The 19,271-nt window shown below is 49.0% G+C and carries 13 protein-coding genes; 2 read left to right on the top strand and 11 right to left on the bottom strand.

Annotation, left to right across the window (positions count from 1 at the left end; translation table 11 throughout):
- Positions 1-56: 56 nt before the first annotated feature.
- Positions 57-1,850, bottom strand: a complete 1,794-nt coding sequence (locus BTV99_RS01195) for a hypothetical protein (RefSeq protein WP_075100519.1) — start codon at positions 1,848-1,850, stop codon at positions 57-59.
- A gap of 293 nt (positions 1,851-2,143) precedes the next feature.
- A complete protein-coding gene (gene epmB / locus BTV99_RS01190; protein WP_075100518.1) occupies positions 2,144-3,151 on the bottom strand; it encodes an EF-P beta-lysylation protein EpmB in 1,008 nt (335 codons plus the stop codon).
- Between the two features lie 194 nt (positions 3,152-3,345).
- Here epmB and efp point away from each other — a divergent pair, with 194 nt between their 5' ends.
- Positions 3,346-3,918, top strand: a complete 573-nt coding sequence (gene efp / locus BTV99_RS01185) for an elongation factor P (RefSeq protein WP_075100517.1) — start codon at positions 3,346-3,348, stop codon at positions 3,916-3,918.
- Between the two features lie 73 nt (positions 3,919-3,991).
- Here efp and BTV99_RS01180 read toward each other — a convergent pair whose 3' ends face one another.
- From BTV99_RS01180 to BTV99_RS01140, 9 genes are all read right to left on the bottom strand, one after another.
- Positions 3,992-5,812 carry a GAF domain-containing hybrid sensor histidine kinase/response regulator gene (locus BTV99_RS01180; RefSeq protein WP_256713699.1) on the bottom strand — a complete coding sequence of 607 codons (1,821 nt, stop codon included), beginning with the start codon at positions 5,810-5,812 and terminating at the stop codon, positions 3,992-3,994.
- Between the two features lie 35 nt (positions 5,813-5,847).
- Positions 5,848-6,639 carry a ThiF family adenylyltransferase gene (locus BTV99_RS01175; protein ID WP_083608485.1) on the bottom strand — a complete coding sequence of 264 codons (792 nt, stop codon included), beginning with the start codon at positions 6,637-6,639 and terminating at the stop codon, positions 5,848-5,850.
- A 125-nt stretch (positions 6,640-6,764) separates the two neighbouring features.
- Positions 6,765-7,772, bottom strand: a complete 1,008-nt coding sequence (locus tag BTV99_RS01170) for a TatD family hydrolase (RefSeq protein ID WP_083608464.1) — start codon at positions 7,770-7,772, stop codon at positions 6,765-6,767.
- Between the two features lie 500 nt (positions 7,773-8,272).
- Entirely contained in the window at positions 8,273-10,516 is a 2,244-nt protein-coding gene (gene gspD / locus BTV99_RS01165) for a type II secretion system secretin GspD (RefSeq protein WP_075100515.1), read from the bottom strand.
- 204 nt (positions 10,517-10,720) lie between these two features.
- Complete coding sequence (locus tag BTV99_RS01160) at positions 10,721-11,614, bottom strand: type II secretion system protein N (RefSeq protein ID WP_256713698.1); 894 nt, start codon at positions 11,612-11,614, stop codon at positions 10,721-10,723.
- Positions 11,615-11,623: 9 nt separating this feature from the next.
- Positions 11,624-12,454: a type II secretion system protein N gene (gene gspN / locus BTV99_RS01155; RefSeq protein ID WP_075100513.1), complete on the bottom strand. Its 831-nt coding sequence runs from the start codon at positions 12,452-12,454 to the stop codon at positions 11,624-11,626.
- 162 nt (positions 12,455-12,616) lie between these two features.
- Positions 12,617-12,940 (bottom strand): H-NS family nucleoid-associated regulatory protein, encoded by a 324-nt coding sequence (locus BTV99_RS01150; protein WP_075100512.1) that lies wholly within the window; start codon positions 12,938-12,940, stop codon positions 12,617-12,619.
- A 478-nt stretch (positions 12,941-13,418) separates the two neighbouring features.
- Complete coding sequence (gene ssb, locus BTV99_RS01145; protein WP_075100511.1) at positions 13,419-14,021, bottom strand: single-stranded DNA-binding protein; 603 nt, start codon at positions 14,019-14,021, stop codon at positions 13,419-13,421.
- A 138-nt stretch (positions 14,022-14,159) separates the two neighbouring features.
- Complete coding sequence (locus BTV99_RS01140) at positions 14,160-15,524, bottom strand: MFS transporter (RefSeq protein WP_075100510.1); 1,365 nt, start codon at positions 15,522-15,524, stop codon at positions 14,160-14,162.
- Between the two features lie 818 nt (positions 15,525-16,342).
- Between BTV99_RS01140 and uvrA the strand changes: the two genes are divergently transcribed.
- Entirely contained in the window at positions 16,343-19,249 is a 2,907-nt protein-coding gene (gene uvrA / locus BTV99_RS01135) for an excinuclease ABC subunit UvrA (RefSeq protein ID WP_075100509.1), read from the top strand.
- Positions 19,250-19,271 lie beyond the last annotated feature (22 nt).

The raw sequence follows: 19,271 nt of genomic DNA, 5'->3' as shown, positions 1-19,271 counted from the left end.
CTACTACAGGCCTGATAAAGCTTGCCTCAAATTAAACAATAGTGCTGGTAGTCAAACTATAAGCGTAGCACTTCATATTGGCTAAACTCATCAGTCATTAATAAGCGTCGCCCCAAACGTAACGGCGTCTGCTGCTGATTGATACGCATGATGACCCGATCATCAACCTGAAAATGGGCGGTTGGGACAATGAGGCTTGCCACAGTTTGAAGCTGCTCGTCTTTCCCCATGATAAAAGCTGGCACAAAGTGCCGGTCACGCGTGTCATCACCATCGACACGTAGGCCGCAAGCCGCTGGATTGTGTCCGAGTACCTGCCACTCAATCTCTGGCGTAGCGCCATCGGCATTGACCCAGCGAGTCAGCCCTATCGAGCAATCAAGGGTGGTCGCGATCTCAGTGCGACATAACAAAAAAAGCCTCATGATCTGTAATGGCACCGGCGCGGCCACGCACTCATCACGAGTTTTATGACTGGTGTCATGTTGGATACCTGCATCTATAGGTAGAGGACTCAAATCGAGCTGCCCAGTCCGCGTCGGTGGTTGACGAACTGCTGGCATGCTCGCAGGCTCAGTGCGCAGTCGCAAGATGCGAAACAACGATAAGGTATCATTGCCATCAAATGTCTCAGCGTTCAACCGCGTATGAGTGTTGGTGTGCAACTGATGGGTATCATAATGAGGCCGGTGTGCCTCTGGCAGCTCGTTTGCTACAATCAATCTGGTGAAGCTGCAGCCCTGACTGACTCGGTAATGCATGTCGTTAAATCCGCTAATCACCACAGCGTCTTGCTTTGAGCTATACTTGGTGGGCAACGTCAGCTGAGGTTGCAGATAGCGATACGTGAGCGTCATGATTACTTTATTGAGCAGCGCACACGCCACCGCTTCTCGGCCTTCTTTTATCAATGCCTGCCTGCGTGCCTGCAGATAGGTAATCATCGGTGTCAGCTCTATAAATAAGCACTCATACCGATCCTCATAAGGATTGATGCATGAATGAGCCGTCAAGTAAGTGGGCGGCTGACTGTCTTTTAAATTGACAAACACTCGGGTTTCACTCTCAGGCTCTATGGTGGCGAGCAGATGCTCGGCCCACTCAGGCAACAACCGCTGCACTAACAAGATATTAGGGCGACGCATGGCACGTACGTTCAATAAACTGTGCAAACATAGCTGACAGTACAGTCGGTGAATGCTGTCTGCGCGCTGAGTGAGCGTATGGGCGCTCAGATTCATCAACGTTAGGCGCTGCTGATGAGCAAGATAATACAGCTGATTGATCTTAGACCATAAGTACGATGACGGCTTTTGGTAGCAGAGCGCCGCCTCGCCTAAGAGCTTTTGATACATCAATAGTGACTGATAGATAGCAAGGGCGAGCACGGCTGATGCGCGCTTTTCATGGTTGAAATAACGCTGCCAACCGTTTTTTGTAGCAGATTTATCGGGATGGATGGAGCTTGTCATCTCACGCTGTACGACACCATCATAGATCATGATAACCAAATAATATAACGACCGAACTTGAGCCACGTACGCCATCTGCGCCTCACTAAAGGCAGCAGTCTCATAAATATAGTGTTGGCGCAGCGCCACAATCAATTGCTCGGCGGCCTCGATGACACAAGCGGTGAGCTTAAGGCGCTGCTCCTCCTCCATATCCGCTGCCTGCAAGACCTTCAAAATCTCTTCTAGCCGCTCAGCTTGCGCCTCATGTGTCTGTGACGGCAGACCGGTCAATAGTGTCTGTAAATAGCGCGCTTCATTATCAACAGAACGCCTTGCTGTCGTTGACTGCAGTTTTGTAGTAGACAAATACTCTTGAAACGTCGATAGGGTAATCATCCAGATTCCTAATAACTTTTAATCATAATAACTTTTCGTGATATCAAATAGTTTGGCAGCAAAGCCGTTTTGTCAGAAAGGCAAGCAAGAAAAGCTGATGCCAGTTGCACGTTAATATCAGCGTATCGATTTTACTTCGCATGACTATACCTCAATGCCATCTTTACCCGCACGCTTGATAAATCCTTTACCAAGCGTCACTATCGATATTACTTGTTTGGTAGTCAGCAGCTCGCCCACTCTTTATTAGTCATTCTTTGTTTACTAATTTTTAATATAGCATATTTTGTATATCAAACATCATGGTAAATGTTAACCGGCACTTTAAAGGGTTTATTCGGTAATTCTCTGACCAGTTTGGGTACCAGATATCCCGGCAAAGCCGCCAGCAGCGACCAGTATAGCCTCACAGCGCTGTGCTCATCACTATCAAAATGGGCCGCGCCTGCCACTTTATCCAAAACGTGTAAATAATACGGCAGCACGCCTGCAGCAAACAGGCGCTGACTGAGCTGTATCTGTATCGCCACGCTATCATTGATGCCTTTTAATAACACCGCTTGGTTGAGTAACGTAATGCCAGCGGCTCTTGCACGCTGTAGATACTCCGCCGTCAGCGTGTCAATTTCATTGGCATGATTGCAGTGGATGACCATCACAATTTGACAGCGGCTTTGGGCCAGCCTATCTAATAGCGGCGCATCCAAACGCGCAGGAATCACAAGCGGTAAGCGCGTATGCAGACGAATGGTGGTCAGCTGCGGGATGGCTTCAAGCGTGTCCAGCCATGCAAACAGCCGCCTGTTGGTCACATTTAGGGGATCACCGCCACTTAAGATAACCTCATTGATTTCAGGGTGCGCTGTGATATAGTCAATGATATGTGCTTTGGCATCGGCGGTGGGCATATTGGCACTATAATCAAAGTGCTGACGAAAGCAGTAGCGGCAATGAATCGCACAAGCCCCCGTGATGGTCAGCAGCACTCTTGATTGGTATTTGTGCAGCAGGCCTTTGATAGGGTTCTGGTCGTTTTCCGCTAGTGGGTCCGCCACGTAGCCTGTGACCTTGATTTGCTCTTGCTGATCGGGCAAGACTTGTTTGAGCAGCGGGTCCTCGGGGTCGCCGACTTTCATTTTTGCAACAAAAGCACGCGGCACTCGCAGCGCAAAGTGTTTCGGCACATAGACCTCTGTGCGTAGCGTCTCAAGCTTTAGAATGCTAAGCAATTCATCCACGGATGTAATGGCTTCGGATAATTGCGTTTGCCAGTTTTTTTGTGTGATTAAATGGTTTATCATGACAGCCTATTACCTGTGCCCAAAAGCCGCTATTATACGCCCTTAGTGTCTACCCTATCAAAGTATCCCGCCTAGCCTATTTTGCTAAGTGCGACAGACACAAGTGATGGTATAAGCTTTGGCGCAATAAGCCTTGCAACCACCAGCACATAGCATAGTGATACCCCCTACCTACAAACCCTTAGGAGTCTCTTGTGGCAAGTTTTTCTACCAATGAATTTAAAGCAGGTCTAAAAGTCATGCTGGATGGCAATCCTTGTGCCATTCTTGAAAACGAATTTGTCAAACCGGGTAAAGGTCAAGCCTTTAACCGCGTCAAACTGCGTAACCTTCGTAGTGGCAAAGTACTTGAGCAAACGTTTAAATCAGGCGAAAGCTTGGAAGCCGCTGACGTACTAGACACTGAAATGAACTATCTATACAACGACGGTGAGTTTTGGCACTTTATGCATCCAGAAACCTTTGAGCAGCTACAAGCCGACAAAGCGGCCGTTGGTGATGCGCCAAAATGGCTAAAAGACAACAGTAATGAGCTTTGTGTCATTACTTTGTTTAATGGTGTACCCTTATCCGTCACGCCGCCAAACTTTGTCGAATTGCAAATCACAGAGACCGATCCTGGCGTACGCGGCGATACCTCAGGCGGCGGCGGCAAACCTGCCACGCTAGAGACTGGCGCGGTTGTACGTGTACCATTATTTGTCCAGCAGGGCGAAGTGGTCCGTGTGGATACCCGTACTGGCGACTACCAGACCCGTGTCAACTAGTCTGCGATTATTGTTTGCTGATTACAAAAAAGCTTAACCTTTATGATAAGGGTTAAGCTTTTTTATTGCCCCGCTATTCTTGATTGGATGACTGCTGAATCAGCCAATACTGCACCAGCGCATTGAGCTGCTCTTGTTTAAAGGGTTTGGTGCAATAATCCTGCATCCCAACCTTGAGATATTTTTCACGCTCGCCATCCATCGCGTTGGCCGTCAAAGCGATGATCGGCGGCAAAGACTGCGGATCATAGAGCTCGTGTAGCTTGATGGTGGCCTGTACCCCGTCCAAAATTGGCATATGATGATCCATCAAAATTAGATCATAGCTATCAGGCGATACGGCAAATATCTCAAGCGCTTGCTGTCCATCCGTGACGTGGGTGACGACATGCCCACTGTTGGTCAAGGTTTTTTTGGCAATAATGGCGTTTACCGCATCGTCTTCGACCAGCAAGATATGACCTGCCCGCTCATGACTTGGCTCATCTGTGATAAGCTCACTGGAGTCCTGCCAAGTTTCATATTTGGCAGCATCGATGGTTGGCAGCGGTAGCAGGACACTAAACGTCGTGCCAACGCCCACTTCGCTGTCGACATTGATTTCACCGCCCATCAAGTCTACCAACGACTTACAAACAGACAGCCCAAGCCCTGTACCACCATAAAGTCGGTGCGTCGACTTATCCGCTTGATCATAGGCATCAAATATCGCCTCTAACGACTCAGGCTTGATGCCCACGCCCGTGTCAGTCACCTCGATACATACGGTCATATAGTCAGCAGGCACCGCCGTATCATCGGCAGGGTGGTCACTCGATAGATTGGCTGGTACGCGGATCGCCTCACCTGAGTGATGATGATTGTCATCAGCGTGGTCGGTATCGTCGACACAGTAGCAGTTGGGCACGTGCTTGACCGCGATACTCACCCGCCCCCCTTCACGGGTAAACTTGATGGCATTATTGACCAGATTGGCGATGATTTGTTTGAGCCGTATCGGATCGCCTTGTACATAAGGCGATAGCGATTCAGTATAGTGATAATCTAATATCAGCCCGCGCTGACGCGCCTTTATCGCAAAGAGGCTCACCACCTCGTTGCATAACGTGGAGAGATTGAGCGGAATGGAGTCAATGGTCATTTTGCCAGACTCAACTTTTGATAGGTCCAAAATCCCATTGATAATCGCCATCAAATGCTCATTGGATACCTTGATATTGTCCACGTATTCTTGTTGCTCGTCACTAAGCTCCGTCTCGCTTAGCATCTCCACCATACCGATGATGCCATTCATCGGTGTCCGTATCTCGTGGCTCATATTGGCCAAAAAATCCGACTTCATCTCATTGGCATGCTTGGCATCGCGCTGCTTGTCCTGTAGCTGTAACGCATCTGCTGCGATCATGGCAAATTGCGCCAGTACTTTGGCTTGCGACTCATCAAAGTCGTCGTGTGGTTTGGTATCCATCAGGCACAAAGAGCCCAAGCGAAAGCTTTTATGATCCTCATGTAAGATAATGGGCGCCCCTGCATAAAACCGTAAATGCGGTGAATCGGTAATCAAAGGGTTTTGACTAAAGCGGCTGTCCTTTGATAAGTCCGCCACCACAAAAACGTCATTGGAGAGCACCGTATAATTACAGATTGCCACTTCACGTGAGGTTCGGCATACCTCACCTAAGCCATGGGCAGACTTGAGATATTGCGTCTCCTCGTCCATAAAGGTGATGGTGACAATCGGCATGCCAAAAAAAGACTTGGCAAGCTCTACCAAACGCTTAAATGCAGGCTCATCATTGTCATTGAGCACTTGATACTTTCTTAGCTTGTTGATGCGCGCAGCTTCATCGACTGCGACCGGATAGCTGAGCGTTGGCAAGTTGGTTGTAGACAAGATGGACTCCATTTAATAATCTCAGACGGTTGGCATTACGCGGTCTGCTTTATCAATAATTGTAACGCTTCGCTCACCATGACCATGGCCACCACTGAGGTGACGACGACGGCTGAGCCATAACCACCACAATGCAAGCCTCCTGTTTGACAGCTTTTATCTACCCGTGGCGGCTCTGTAGAGTAAACACATTTGATACCAAACTTATCTTTTAGCTCGCGATTGATGCCTTTTTCGTGCCGGAGCTTGTTGCGTAGCTTGGCCAGTAGCGGGTCTTGATAGCTCTCACGCAAGTCACTCACTCGAATTTGGCTTGGATCTATCTTACCACCAGCGCCCCCAGCACAGACCAGTTTTAATTTGTTAAAACGGCAGTGCAACGCGATGGCCAGTTTGGCATTCATATCGTCCACACAGTCGAGCACCACCATCGGCTTGCCCTGCTGGGCGGCTGTTTTGGCCGCATCGCGACTGGGCAATAACCCTGCGACATTCTCTACTGTCAAAAAATCATCGACCAAGTTTACGGTGATTTTTGGGTTGATCTCCTGCAGGCGTGTGGCCATCGCTGCAATTTTACTTTGACCAAAGGTGCTGTCTAGTGCCGGTAATTGACGGTTGACATTGGAGGCGACCAACACGTCCAAATCTATCAAGGTAATGGTGCCGACCGCGGTTCGAGCCAGCGCCTCTGCTGCCCAAGAGCCGACACCGCCCACCCCGATGACATAGACGTGAGCGGCGGCAAAGGTGTCTGCCGCTGCTGCGCCATAAAGCGTCTTGGTGCCCTGAAAGCGGCGCTCATACTGCCCATCTTCGGCTTGCATCGCCAAAGGCGCGTTGCTCACCGCTTCATTTATTTGCTCAAAACTTTTTGTATCACTTATCACAGATTCAACGCTCTTTTAAATTGAAATGACTTGTCTACATGATGCTTGATTTTCTACTCCCATTATACGGGATAAGGCCAACGCGTTTGTAAAGCATCATTGCTGTTTTGCCATAATTGTTTGGCAAGCTCGTCGATGGGTATTTCGAGCAGCTCACTGAGACTCGACAGCACCCATGGCAAGTTGGCCGGTACATTCCTATTATGAGCACATCCCGCAGTAGACGGCGCGCTCCACTCATCATCTGGAGACTGGCCTAATGCCGATGCGCTGTCGCCTGCCGTCTGACACATGATGGGTGTCATATCAGGACAATCCGTCTCTAACACCAAGCAGCTGATGCCATGCGCGTTTACCGCCGCACTAATCGCGCGGCGCAGTTTTTTGGCATTGGGATTGGTGACTTGCCCTGTCACTCCCAGCTTAAAACCGAGTTTGACAAAAGCCTTGGCTTCTTGCTCGCCGCCGCTAAAACTATGGGCGATACCACCGAGCTGCTGCGCGTCGTAGTCGTGCGCTTTTAAAATAGCCAGTGCCTCTGCATGTGCCTTACGGATATGCAACATCACAGGCAACTGATGCGCCACTGCCATGTCTAGCTGTGCGCAAAAAAACTGCTGCTGTTTGGCAAACACGGCAGGGACTTTCAAGGCATCTGTAAACGTATCTAGTCCAATCTCACCAATAGCAATAGGACGCTTTTGCCCCAATATCTGAGCCATATCCGCCAAGTGCTGGTCAGTATGCTGCTCAATATAAAAAGGATGCAAACCTAACGCAATATGCGTGACAGGCATCGGTTGGCGGTCACGATTGTCCCAGTCTTTGTCTTGAATTGCATCAGTCGCCGTGAGTGCGTGCTTGGTCTCATACATACGCTCGAAATGACGCGCCAAATACCCCACCAGTACCAAATGATGCACCCCTCGCTCATAGGCTTGTTGCGCAAGGGTTGTGCGGTCATGATCAAATACAGGCGCATCAAAGTGTGTGTGCGTATCGATGAGCGGGTAGATAGTAGATATCCTCTCATGGTCATGGCTAAGGGTTGATGAGTCGCTAGCAGTCATAATCGTCACTCCACGGCACGTATTGGGTCTCTGGCAGCTATCTTTACCTTGGTTTTTTGCATCGCCGCTTGATTAGGGCGTGTCATGAGTGGTCTGCGCAGCCCTCATGGCAGCGCGTGGCAGACTGCCTGCTACTACGCCGAGGAATCAGTAACAAAGCCGCCGCGGTTAGCCCCAAGGCCAGCCATTTTTTTGTTGTCTGTTTATGGTCTTTATGCTTGTTGTCTTTATGCTTGGTCATTTTGATGCTCTGACATGGTAACTACTCTTGATATTTGCCTAGTTTTCTTGGCAACTGATACCAACAATCATTCATTGCCCATTATTATACGGCGATATCAAGTGTGCTATGTGTATCTGTGTTATGAATGCGCAAGCTAATGTACGATGTCATGTACGTGATTACATCATGATCCGGCCCCATAAGCGCCTTGGCTTTATGCCGGATTGTTGATATGAATTAAAAAATTGGTGAATTAAAAACCAGCCACCATCAGCCATTAGCGCTTTAACGGATAGGTGGTGATACCGCTGCTTGGGCTGTCCACTTTTGTAAAGCCTTGCGGCGCCGCAGTTGGGGTCTGATCGCGCTTGGGTACGAGAGGATTAAGCGGCATCAGCTCATAGTCGGCGCTGACATTGCCATTCCAGCCTTCTGTACCGCTCAGGGGCAACTGTTTGATTGTGCCGTTTTTATCAATGACCAGCTGTAGCACGCGCATCTGATTGTATTTACGCTCAGTGACACTGGCGACCGCACCGCCATCACGTAAGATGGTGGGCTGCAAAAATATGATTAGGTTGCTTTTTTGAGTGCTGTCGTTGTCTGAGCGAAACAACCGACCAATCACAGGAACATTGCCTAGCCCTGGGACTTTTTGTTGGCGGGTGGTGGTGTTGTCACGCATCAGGCCACCTAAGGCGATGGTCTGCTGATCGTCTGCCAAAATCGTGGTATTAATCAGGCTTTTATTGGTAATCAGTCCGCTCGCGTTGCCAGTACTGCCAGGCACCACCGATGAAACCTCTTGTGAGACCTCAAGACGTACCGTGCCATTGTCACCGATATGCGGAATGACATTGAGATTGATACCGATGTCCTGACGATCAATGGTCTGAAAAGGGTTGGTCGAGGAGTTACCACTGGTCGTATAAGAACCTGTGACAAAAGGTACGTTTTGCCCGACCAAGATACTGGCTTTTTCGTTGTCCAACGTCAAGATAGAAGGCATCGACAGCAGATTGGCACTGGTCGTCGAGTCAAGCGCTTGTAAGATTGCGCCATAAAACTGAGTGTTGCCTTGGCTGTCTTTGCTGCTATCACCGATACCGACCAACGCGCCTGCTATCGAGCCAGCAGCGGCGCTGATACTCGACCCACCTGCTAAAGCGGCGGCAGCAAGCGAGGTGGCACTAGCGCCTACGTTATTGAAGTTGACCACGCCGTAGCCGCTATTGGCATTGCCCAGCGCCCACTGTACGCCAAGCTGGGTGGCATCATCGCCTGAGACTTCGACGATCGCTGCCTGAATCAACACTTGCGCGCGGCGACTGTCTAGCTGGTTGACGGCATCTTCGATCTCAAACATCAGCTCAGGGGCGGCGTTGACGATGACGGCGTTTTGGGTTTCATCAGCGATGATACTAAAGGGTCGCCCATTTGCACTGGCGCTGCCAGTACCAGCGCCTGCAGAAGACAACGCCGATGCAGCCGTACTATTCGTACTGGTATCGTTGGCAGCACTGCTCAGTCCTGCCCCTGCACTACTGGCGTCGTTTAGTGAGGCAGATTCCAAAGTAGAGGTCGCCCCTGCACTATTGATCGACTGATTGGCCAGCAGTCCGCGTAGCATCTCTGCAATATGACTGGCACTGGCATACTTTAGACGAAAGACCCGTAAGCCGCTAAGACGCCTGCTAGGCGTGGTATCTAACTGATTGACCATCTCTTGTACTTTGGCGATCATCTCAGGGCTACCCTTGACCAACAGCCTATCGCTGGCACTATCAGCAATCACCTTCAGCTGATTACTACCGCCTTGTGCTTGCCCGCTGCCTGCATTAGAGACCAACGCGCTGATCAGCTCCATCATGCGCTCAGAATCGACATGGCGTAGCGGTATCACGCGCAAGCTATCATTGACATTGCTGTCCAAATCACGGATGAGCGCCGTCAGCTGATTGAGGCTATCGGCGCGATCAGACAACACCAGCGCATTGACACCAGGTACCGCCGCAGCATGGGCAGACTGCGGCATCAGGGGCCGAATGACGCCCAATACTTCTGCCGCCTGAGTATTGGTCAGATAAATCACGCGTGTGGCCAAGGACTCACCGACACTATCTCCGCGCAAATCGACGGCGACGCCAGATTGCTTGGCGACATTATCAGGCACCAGCTTGACCGTCGTACCAGAATCAATCGCGGCAATGCCATTGACCTGCATCACACTCAAAAACAGCTGGTAAATCTCATCACGTGATAATGCTTTGTTTGAAATCACCGTTACATTGCCATTGATACGCGGGTCGAGGACGAAGTTTTGATTGGTGATGGTCGCCACTTCATTGATAAACGCCTTGATATCAGCGTCTTGTAAGTTGACCTTCCAGCTCTCAGCACTCGCAAGCCCTGTACTGGCAGCCCACAGCGGTATCGCCAGACATAAAGGACGGCACATACGCATCAGACGCTGCATAATACGCTGCAAAGGCGTGACTGAAAATTTGTGAGAACTGACCATATTGATAATTACCTGCAGTGATGTTGCTAAATATGTACTGGCTTTAGGTCAAAACCTACCTAACCAGCATTTAAAACCACTATGTGAGCGTGAGGACTCAAACACAACGATACAACTGAGCGAATGCCTCATCCATCTGGTGATGGACTTACTATAAATGCGATAAATACAAAGTCACACCTTGCTGCAACCTGTTAAATGGCATCAAAACTGCTGCCGAATGGTGATCACTTGCTCGCCGCGCTGCACTTGTATCTGCGCCTCGCCAGTTTGCTGGACTTGCTGCAATATGCCCGCGTCTTGGGCAGGATTGTTGCCCACACTTTGTCCATTGACCGTGATGACCTTATCCCCTGGCTCAAGACCCAAGCGATTACGCAGTTGCGCTGGCATCGCCGCTGTCACTTGATAACTCTCTCCTGACGCCATCACCCCCATTCTACTCAGATAGCTGGCGGGGTTTTCTTGCAGCTCGGTGACCGCCTCGGCGATGGCTGATTGCGGACTACTGTCACGATCGTCGTGGCCTGTCATGGCCGCCTCATTGTCTATATCAGCTGGCGGCGGCGCGGTGGGCAACATCGTATGATCTGGCAAACGCTGGTTGCTCACCGCGCCTGCTATGTCATCGCTTTGATCCAGCGGCATCGCCTCAACCATTCTAATCACAGTTTGCTTGTCAAAGGCATCAGCGATGACGACAGCATTCCAATCGACGGCTACCAATGCATAGTCGCTACCTGTCAACGTATCACCGATACGATAGTTTTTTACCTCACCATTGACATCAAGTAATGCCGACGACTGGCTCTCTGGCATAGCGAGCAGCACCCCTTTTAACTCGACGTTTGGTGGCGGCTGTACAGGCGCTGCACTCGGCTCGGGGTCAGCGAAGATCGCAAACAAACCTGCGTTGTCATTGCCTGAAACCGTGCTGCTTTGTAATGGCGCTAAGGGCAAGGCTGGTGCGAGCGGTGCCGCCAGCAAGAGCCAAAATAGCCGCGCCGCTGTCCAGCACAGCCATATCATGGCCAAAAACAGCAACCAACCCGAAAAACGATTTAGGATATTGAGTACAGGCTTGAGATTTGCGCTCATATTCAGCATTTACTGCGCCCCCAAACCAGCCAATAACGGCTGACGCACACTGACGACTGCCGTGTCTTGCGGCGCTTGTCCTTTATAGTCGGGCATATTTTCTAGCAGACGTTGGGTCAAACTGACATCTAGCATATTATCGCCATCGATATATAAGTCACCCAAGCGCTTGTCTTGTTGGTTTAGTAGATTGATATGCAAAAGGTTTTTGTTGTTTTTTTGCTCAGCGCTCAGCTCAGCACGCAGCGCAGGCATAGTGATATAAAATACCTTACCGCCACTTGGGTAGCCAACCTCGCCGCCCACCCACGTAAGCTGACCATCTGCTTGGCTAAAGCCTGCCGCCTTGGCGCTGGTCGCTGACTCATCGGCGGCGGTACCGCTAGCTGTCTGGCGTTTGAGCGAGACATTATTGACCTGAATTGGTGTATTGGGCAGTTGCCAATCGATGATACTGGCAAGGGTGGACGGAGCAATTTTGCCACTCATATTATCTATCTGCCACGAGTGCCAGCCTATTTTTACTTGTCCATGCAGGCGGGTTTGTTCTGATTGAATCTCAACCTTGGCGCCGAGCTTACCGAGTAGCAACTGCCATGGCTGCCATGACCAGTCGGCTGTCCCCGTAAGCGAGCTTGCTGCCACAGGCATCTGCCAAATAGCAGACCCTTGCCAGAGATTGCCCGATACGTGCTGCACATAAGGCGTATCTGGCGCATACTTGTTGAGCACCCATGCGGCAGGCATTTGCAGTACCGCAAATAGCGCAAAGAGCACCAGCCCAACGAGCCACCACAGCTTACGGGGACGCTTATGAGACGACGCAGATACTTGGGGCACAGTGTGATAACTCTTATATAAGACAAAAACGTCATTATCATAACAAACAATGGCATACAGATGACAGAAAAAAAGCCAGTATCTTTTTACCAAAAGACTGGCAAAAAAGATACTGGCTTTTATCTGATGCTTGGCTCAGCAACCAGACGCTGGCTGTGCTCATTAAATAGCAAAGTCTTCAAGTTTGCGACCTGCGGCCAACGCCTCTACCAACCAGGTAGGCTTGCGGCCACGGCCCGTCCACGTCTCTTCGCTGTTAGCCGTATTGCGGTATTTAATACTGCGTTTTTTCTCCAGCGTCTCACCAGCTTTTAAAATCTCTTCGATGGTGGTATTGCTGTCTTCTGCAATTTTTTCGAACTGCATATAAGCGTCATATAAACGCTGATGTTGTTTTTTAGCGATAAGTTGCTGAGCGTTTTCGGTAATGGCACGTAGCTCATCAACGCCTAAACTATCCAAATCAATAGCACTATTTTTAGTCATAATAAATCCAACTCTATAATAAAATAACAATCTTAATGATCCAATGAACCATTAAGGACGTGACTGACTCAGTATCTGAGTTATCATTTAATCATATGATAACGGCGTTAAGATTATAAACCCATTAAATGTCATCTGATTTAAAATAGCTCAATATCGCCATACTCAAACCAAAAAAGGTTTTGGGTCATAAAACTTATCCGTAAAAGTAATATAAACAAAAACATCGCTTATCACAACAGTAGTTTTTTATACGTTTTTGTATAGACTCAGCAGACAGTAAACTTAAGTAAATTTTTAAGCCGCTATTACTCCCTATTATTTCTTAATTTTATAAACAATCGCATTTAATAACGAACAAACTTTGTTTTTATTAAAATAAAAAATTCAATAATAAAAACGGATATAAAAATAGCTCAATGATATTATTATCAATGAGCTATAGAATTATAAATACAACATCTTGTTATTGTATAAATTAGAACGGAATATCATCATCGACTGGACCATCAGGCATCGCTGTTGGCTTAGGCTGAGAGGCATTTTGCGCTGACTGATTGAATGTGTTTTGCTGAGGATTGCTTTGGTTGTTATAAGCATTTTGATTGTTATAACCCCCTTGGTTACCGCCCTGCGCCATGCCTTGAGCTGCTACGCCGCCTGCTTGGTTGTAGCCGCCTTGCTGACCAAAGCTGTTTTGGCCGCCTTGATTACCATAGCTCCCGCCTTGGCTTTGACCGCCACCGCTTGCGCCATCGAGCATCTGCATTTGCTCAGCGCGAATCTCGGTGATATAGCGGTCTTGACCATTTTGGTCTTGGTATTTACGCGTGCGCAAACTGCCCTCGATATAGACCTTACTGCCCTTACGAAGATACTGCGCTGCAATCTCGCCTAGACGATTAAAGAGTGAGATACGATGCCATTCGGTCGCTTCTCTTTTTTCGCCGCTTTGCTTGTCTGTCCACTGCTCTGATGTCGCAACCGAGATATTGGTCACGCTACCACCGTTGTTAAACTGACGTGCCTCAGGGTCTGCTCCAAGGTTACCGATGATGATAACTTTATTAACTCCGCGCATGATACCGTCCTTTTATTTATGAATAATTTAGTGAATCGTATCTATAATGATTCAATGAAGCCAATATGCCTCATCACCGTTAATGCTATCGACAATACGATTTTACAGTAATTTGATTTTACTTTAACCAATTTTTATTTAAATATCTAGTGGGCTTTGTGCCAGATGCGACAGTGCTTGTCGCGAGTCGTCGGTGAGCTGGGTTTTGTCCAGCTTAAGATAGGCCACCTGCTCTTTTGCCATGACCACCAGCTCATCTACGCCATCTACTGCCAGCATTTGCCGCGACCAGTCTTGGATATTGATGTTTTTAGGAATGGTAATGGTGGTACTTGATAGATACGGCGGCTGGGCGATCGGAAATATCAGTAATAGCGCCGTGCCCATAATCAGCGCCAGTACGCCCCATGCCAGCAAATTTGGCTGCGTCAATAATAAGCCGCCCAGCGCCCCGCCGACAAATGCACCAAAAAACTGACTGGATGAGTTTAGTCCCATCGCTGTGGCTTTATTGGCGACGGGTGCACGCTTGGATATCCAAGACGGTATCGTCGCCTCAAGCAAGTTAAAGCCCATAAAGTATAAGAGTAAACCCAAAATAATCCCAACGCCCACATGGCTACCCAGCGCCAGTAATGCCAGTGCCGCAGTCATCAGGCCGATCGCACCCAAAAACACCTGACGCATTTTGCGCTTTTTTTCTGCGACAATAATAAAAGGTATCGCTACCGCAAAACCAATAAACAACAGTGGCAAATATACCAAGCCCTGCTGACGAACCGACAAACCCAGCACCTCAGAGAGCTGATGCGGCAAAAGAACAAATATCGCCGTCATGGTCAGGTGTAGCGCAAAAATACTGATATGCAGACGGTTTAAATCGCCGATTTTTAGCACACTGGCCAACTGCTGACCGATAGATTTGTTGTCCAAGTTATGTTTGAGCACTCGTAGCGGCGTCGGCACCACAAACAATAGCATCATTGCCAATACCGCAAAACCCGATGTCAGCCAAAACAAGCCTGACATACCAAGCGACCCCACCAATAAAGGGCCAAAGGCAAAGGCCAACATAATAGAGGTGGCAATGGTCAAGCCCATCGTCGCCATCGCTTTGGTACGCATCTCCTCGCGCGTGACATCAGCAAGTAGCGCCATCAATACCGCCGACACCGCACCGCTTCCTGCCAGCGCCCGACCGATGATGACCTCATAAATATCGGTGGCGTTGGCTGCAATCATACCGCCCAGAGCAAACAATATCAGACCCAAAAAGATAATCGGCTTACGCGGAAACTTGTCAGCAGCAAGGCTCATCGGTATCTGAAAAATCGCCTGACCCAGCCCATAAACCCCGACCGCCAAACCAATCAAAAACGGCGTAGCATGCGCATAATTGTCGCCATACACCGAAAACACAGGCACAATCATAAACAGGCCAATCATACGCAGAGCAAAGATGCCGCCGACCCCGAGGATTGCCCGTTTTTCTACGCTATTCATACTTGCCTCACAGGTTTATCATTGCTGATATAGTCGATTCACTCTAAAAATGACGACCAGTAGGTCTATACTTAACTTATTTTAAAATAGATTATCCATACATCAATATCACAGTTGATCTATCAGGGCACTTGCCTACAAATCAAGCCCTCTAAATTAAGGCCCCTAGTATAAGACATTCGCCGTTTGGTTGCCGAGACTTTTGTTTTTTGTTACCAAGTGCGTCTCTAGCGGCTTTTTGCCTTGAATAATGCACGCATCATGACAATAAAGTACAACGTTATCAATAAGGTTGCGGAGTCGCTTGAGCCATTAAGTGCTGACTAAGACAAGCTTATCTGGTCAAAACCATAACAAAGGATACCTGTTACGTAACACAGATTTGATTTAGATTGGCGGAGTCTAACAAAACTTGTGAGATAAAAACGGCCTAGATGGTTTAGCTGCCTTAAACGGTTTCGTTAAAGATTACCCAGCTTATAAAAAACGCGCGCGAGAAAGCACGCACTAAAAAATGGGATAAAAACCGCAGCGAGGCCTGACAAAGACACTATAAAAACCGAAGCAATAAAGAAGGCGTATCGTCTATAAAAGCATCGCTTATAAATAGTTATCGTAAAAACATAGCTTACAAAAACGCTGTTTATAAAAACCAGCTATCTTTTGCGTCACTATTTTGACCCTCATACACTTTAAAAATAACATAGCGCGACTGGGATGCTGTTTTACATGGCTGGTTTAAATGTAGGTTGCGCTCACTACTTCTTATACATCAGTATTTTTATCCATCACTTTAGCAAATAGGAAACCTATCACCGATGGCAAATGACCACATTGCAATACGCGGCGCCCGCACGCACAACCTAAAAAACATCGATCTGGACATCCCGCGCGATAAGTTCGTGGTAATCACAGGTTTATCAGGCTCTGGTAAATCGTCCTTGGCGTTTGACACCTTGTATGCCGAAGGGCAACGCCGCTATGTCGAGAGTCTGTCCGCCTATGCGCGTCAGTTTCTCTCACAAATGGAGAAGCCCGAAGTCGATAGCATCGAGGGACTCTCCCCTGCTATTGCCATTGAGCAAAAATCCACCAACCACAACCCGCGCTCAACGGTCGGTACCATCACCGAGATCTATGACTATCTGCGCCTGCTCTATGCCCGTATCGGCACGCCTTATTGCCCTGAGCATGGCGAACCGATGGTGGCGCAGTCTGTCACCGAGATGGTCGATCAGATCATGGCGCTGCCGACAGACACCAAGCTTATGATCCTGGCTCCTGTAATTCGTGAGCGCAAAGGCGAGCATACGGTCTTACTTGAGCAGCTGATCGGACAAGGCTTCGTCCGTGTGCGTGTCGATGGCGATGTCTATGATACCGATGAGCTACCCACGCTCGATAAAAAGAAAAAACACACCATCGAAGTCGTCGTCGATCGTTTTAAAGTTCGCGACGATTTGGGCAACCGCGTCGCCGAAAGTCTCGAGACTGCCCTGCGCTTGGGTCAAGGTCTGGTCACGCTACACTTTATGGATGGCAACCCAAACGCAGACAGTGCTGACGACCAAGTGATGTCAGCCAAGCACTCCTGCCCTGTCTGTGATCGAGCAGTGCCTGAGCTTGAGCCGCGGATGTTTAGTTTTAACAACCCATACGGCGCTTGCCCAAGCTGTGACGGTCTGGGTAAACGTCAGTATTTCTCAAGCGAAAAGCTAATTACCCATCATGAAAAATCGCTCAACCAAGGCGCAATCAATGGTTGGGACAAGCGTCATGCCTATTATTTTGGCCTGCTCTCTACCGTTTGCAAGCACTTTGACATCGATATGGATGCGCCGTGGCAAGCACTGCCAAAAGCGCAACAAGACATCATCATGCACGGCTCTGGTAAAGAAAAACTGAGTTTTAACTTCACCGATGAGCGCGGGCGCAAGACCAATAAGACGGTACCATTTGAAGGCGTATTGCCCTATCTTGAGCGCCGTTATGCCAAGACCCAAAGTAACCTTGTGCGTGATGAGCTGGCAAAATATCTGGCTGACACCACCTGTAACGTCTGCGATGGCGCGCGTCTCAATGAAATCTCGCGCAACGTGCGTGTCGATGAGCAGACCATCGCCGATATCGTCAAGCTATCTATTGGTGATGCCGCTGACTATTATAAGACCTTAAAGATCGGCGGCCATAAAGGCGAAGTGGCGGAAAAAATCTTTAAAGAGATTAATGAGCGCCTAAACTTCCTCGTCAGTGTCGGGCTAGATTATTTGACCCTTGCTCGCTCTGCTGAGACGCTATCGGGCGGGGAGGCACAGCGTATCCGTCTTGCCAGCCAAATCGGTGCTGGTCTCATGGGCGTTATGTATGTGCTCGATGAGCCGTCGATCGGTCTGCATCAGCGTGACAATGATCGCTTACTAAAGACTCTAACGCGGCTGCGTGACTTGGGTAATACCGTCCTTGTCGTTGAGCATGACGAAGACGCGATTCGTCAAGCCGATCACGTCATCGATATCGGTGTCGGCGCAGGCGTGCATGGCGGTCATATCATCGCCCAAGGTACGATCGATGAGATCATGGCGACCCCAGACTCGCTGACTGGACAATATATGTCTGGCGAGAAAAAAATCGAAATCCCAAAAGTACGGCATAAAGCCAAGACCATGGAAGTTGAGACCAAAGGTAAAGCCAAACCAAAGCAGGTGCCAATGACGATCGAGCTAAAAGGCGCGTCAGGTAACAACTTAAAAGACGTCGATCTGAGCTTGCCAGTCGGTGTGATGACCTGTGTCACTGGCGTATCCGGCTCGGGCAAATCAACGCTGATTAACCGCACCTTGATGCCGATCGCAGCGACTCAGTTAAACAATGCGTCTACCCTTATCGCGGATAAGCATGACAGCATCAGTGGGCTTGAGCATTTGGACAAAATGGTCGATATCGACCAAAGCCCAATCGGTCGTACGCCGCGCTCAAATCCTGCCACTTATACTGGCGTGTTTACCCCTGTGCGTGAAATGTTTGCCCAAACGCCTGAGGCACGCGCCCGTGGTTATAAACCCGGCCGCTTTAGTTTCAACGTCAAAGGCGGGCGCTGTGAGATGTGTCAGGGCGATGGCCTGATCAAAGTTGAGATGCACTTCTTGCCAGATATGTATGTGCCGTGTGATACCTGCGAAGGCAAACGCTATAATCGCGAAACCTTAGAGATTCATTATAAAGGCAAAAGCATCGCTGAAGTGCTCGATATGACCGTTGAAGATGCCACTGAGTTCTTCTCAGCGATCCCAGCGATCTATCGCCGTCTACAAGCACTCATGGATGTCGGTCTTGGCTATATTCGCTTGGGTCAGTCTGCGCCGACGCTGTCTGGCGGAGAAGCACAGCGTGTTAAGTTAGCACGTGAATTGGCCAAACGTGATACCGGACAGACGCTGTATATCTTGGACGAGCCGACTACTGGTTTACATTTCCATGATATTGATAAGCTACTTAATATCCTGCATGCGCTGCGTGATAAAGGCAATACCATCGTGGTCATCGAGCACAACTTGGATGTCATCAAAACTGCGGATTGGGTGATTGATCTTGGCCCTGAAGGCGGTAAAGGCGGCGGTATGATCATCGCTGAAGGTACGCCTGAGGAAGTGGCAGAAGTCAAAGGCTCATATACCGGTGAGTTTTTAAAGCCGATGCTTAAGCAGGCGATGTCTGAGGCAGGTTAAGTTTTACTTTTAGTTGTTATTT

It is taken from the genome of Psychrobacter sp. Rd 27.2 (assembly GCF_001921755.1).
GTDB lineage: Bacteria > Pseudomonadota > Gammaproteobacteria > Pseudomonadales > Moraxellaceae > Psychrobacter > Psychrobacter celer.
The sequence above is the reverse complement of the archived record's forward strand: the minus strand, read 5'-3'. Positions and strand labels throughout refer to the sequence as shown.

Bases quoted from the DNA above. Each gene is read 5' to 3' on its own strand.
- ssb (WP_075100511.1), bottom strand. From the start codon at position 14,021: ATGCGCGGAGTTAATAAAGTTATCATCATCGGTAACCTTGGAGCAGAC.
- BTV99_RS01175 (WP_083608485.1), bottom strand. From the start codon at position 6,639: ATGCAAGCCGAAGATGGGCAGTATGAGCGCCGCTTTCAGGGCACCAAG.
- BTV99_RS01140 (WP_075100510.1), bottom strand. From the start codon at position 15,524: ATGAATAGCGTAGAAAAACGGGCAATCCTCGGGGTCGGCGGCATCTTT.
- BTV99_RS01160 (WP_256713698.1), bottom strand. From the start codon at position 11,614: ATGAGCGCAAATCTCAAGCCTGTACTCAATATCCTAAATCGTTTTTCG.
- BTV99_RS01170 (WP_083608464.1), bottom strand. From the start codon at position 7,772: ATGACTGCTAGCGACTCATCAACCCTTAGCCATGACCATGAGAGGATA.
- epmB (WP_075100518.1), bottom strand. From the start codon at position 3,151: ATGATAAACCATTTAATCACACAAAAAAACTGGCAAACGCAATTATCC.
- BTV99_RS01150 (WP_075100512.1), bottom strand. From the start codon at position 12,940: ATGACTAAAAATAGTGCTATTGATTTGGATAGTTTAGGCGTTGATGAG.
- gspD (WP_075100515.1), bottom strand. From the start codon at position 10,516: ATGGTCAGTTCTCACAAATTTTCAGTCACGCCTTTGCAGCGTATTATG.
- BTV99_RS01195 (WP_075100519.1), bottom strand. From the start codon at position 1,850: ATGATTACCCTATCGACGTTTCAAGAGTATTTGTCTACTACAAAACTG.
- uvrA (WP_075100509.1), top strand. From the start codon at position 16,343: ATGGCAAATGACCACATTGCAATACGCGGCGCCCGCACGCACAACCTA.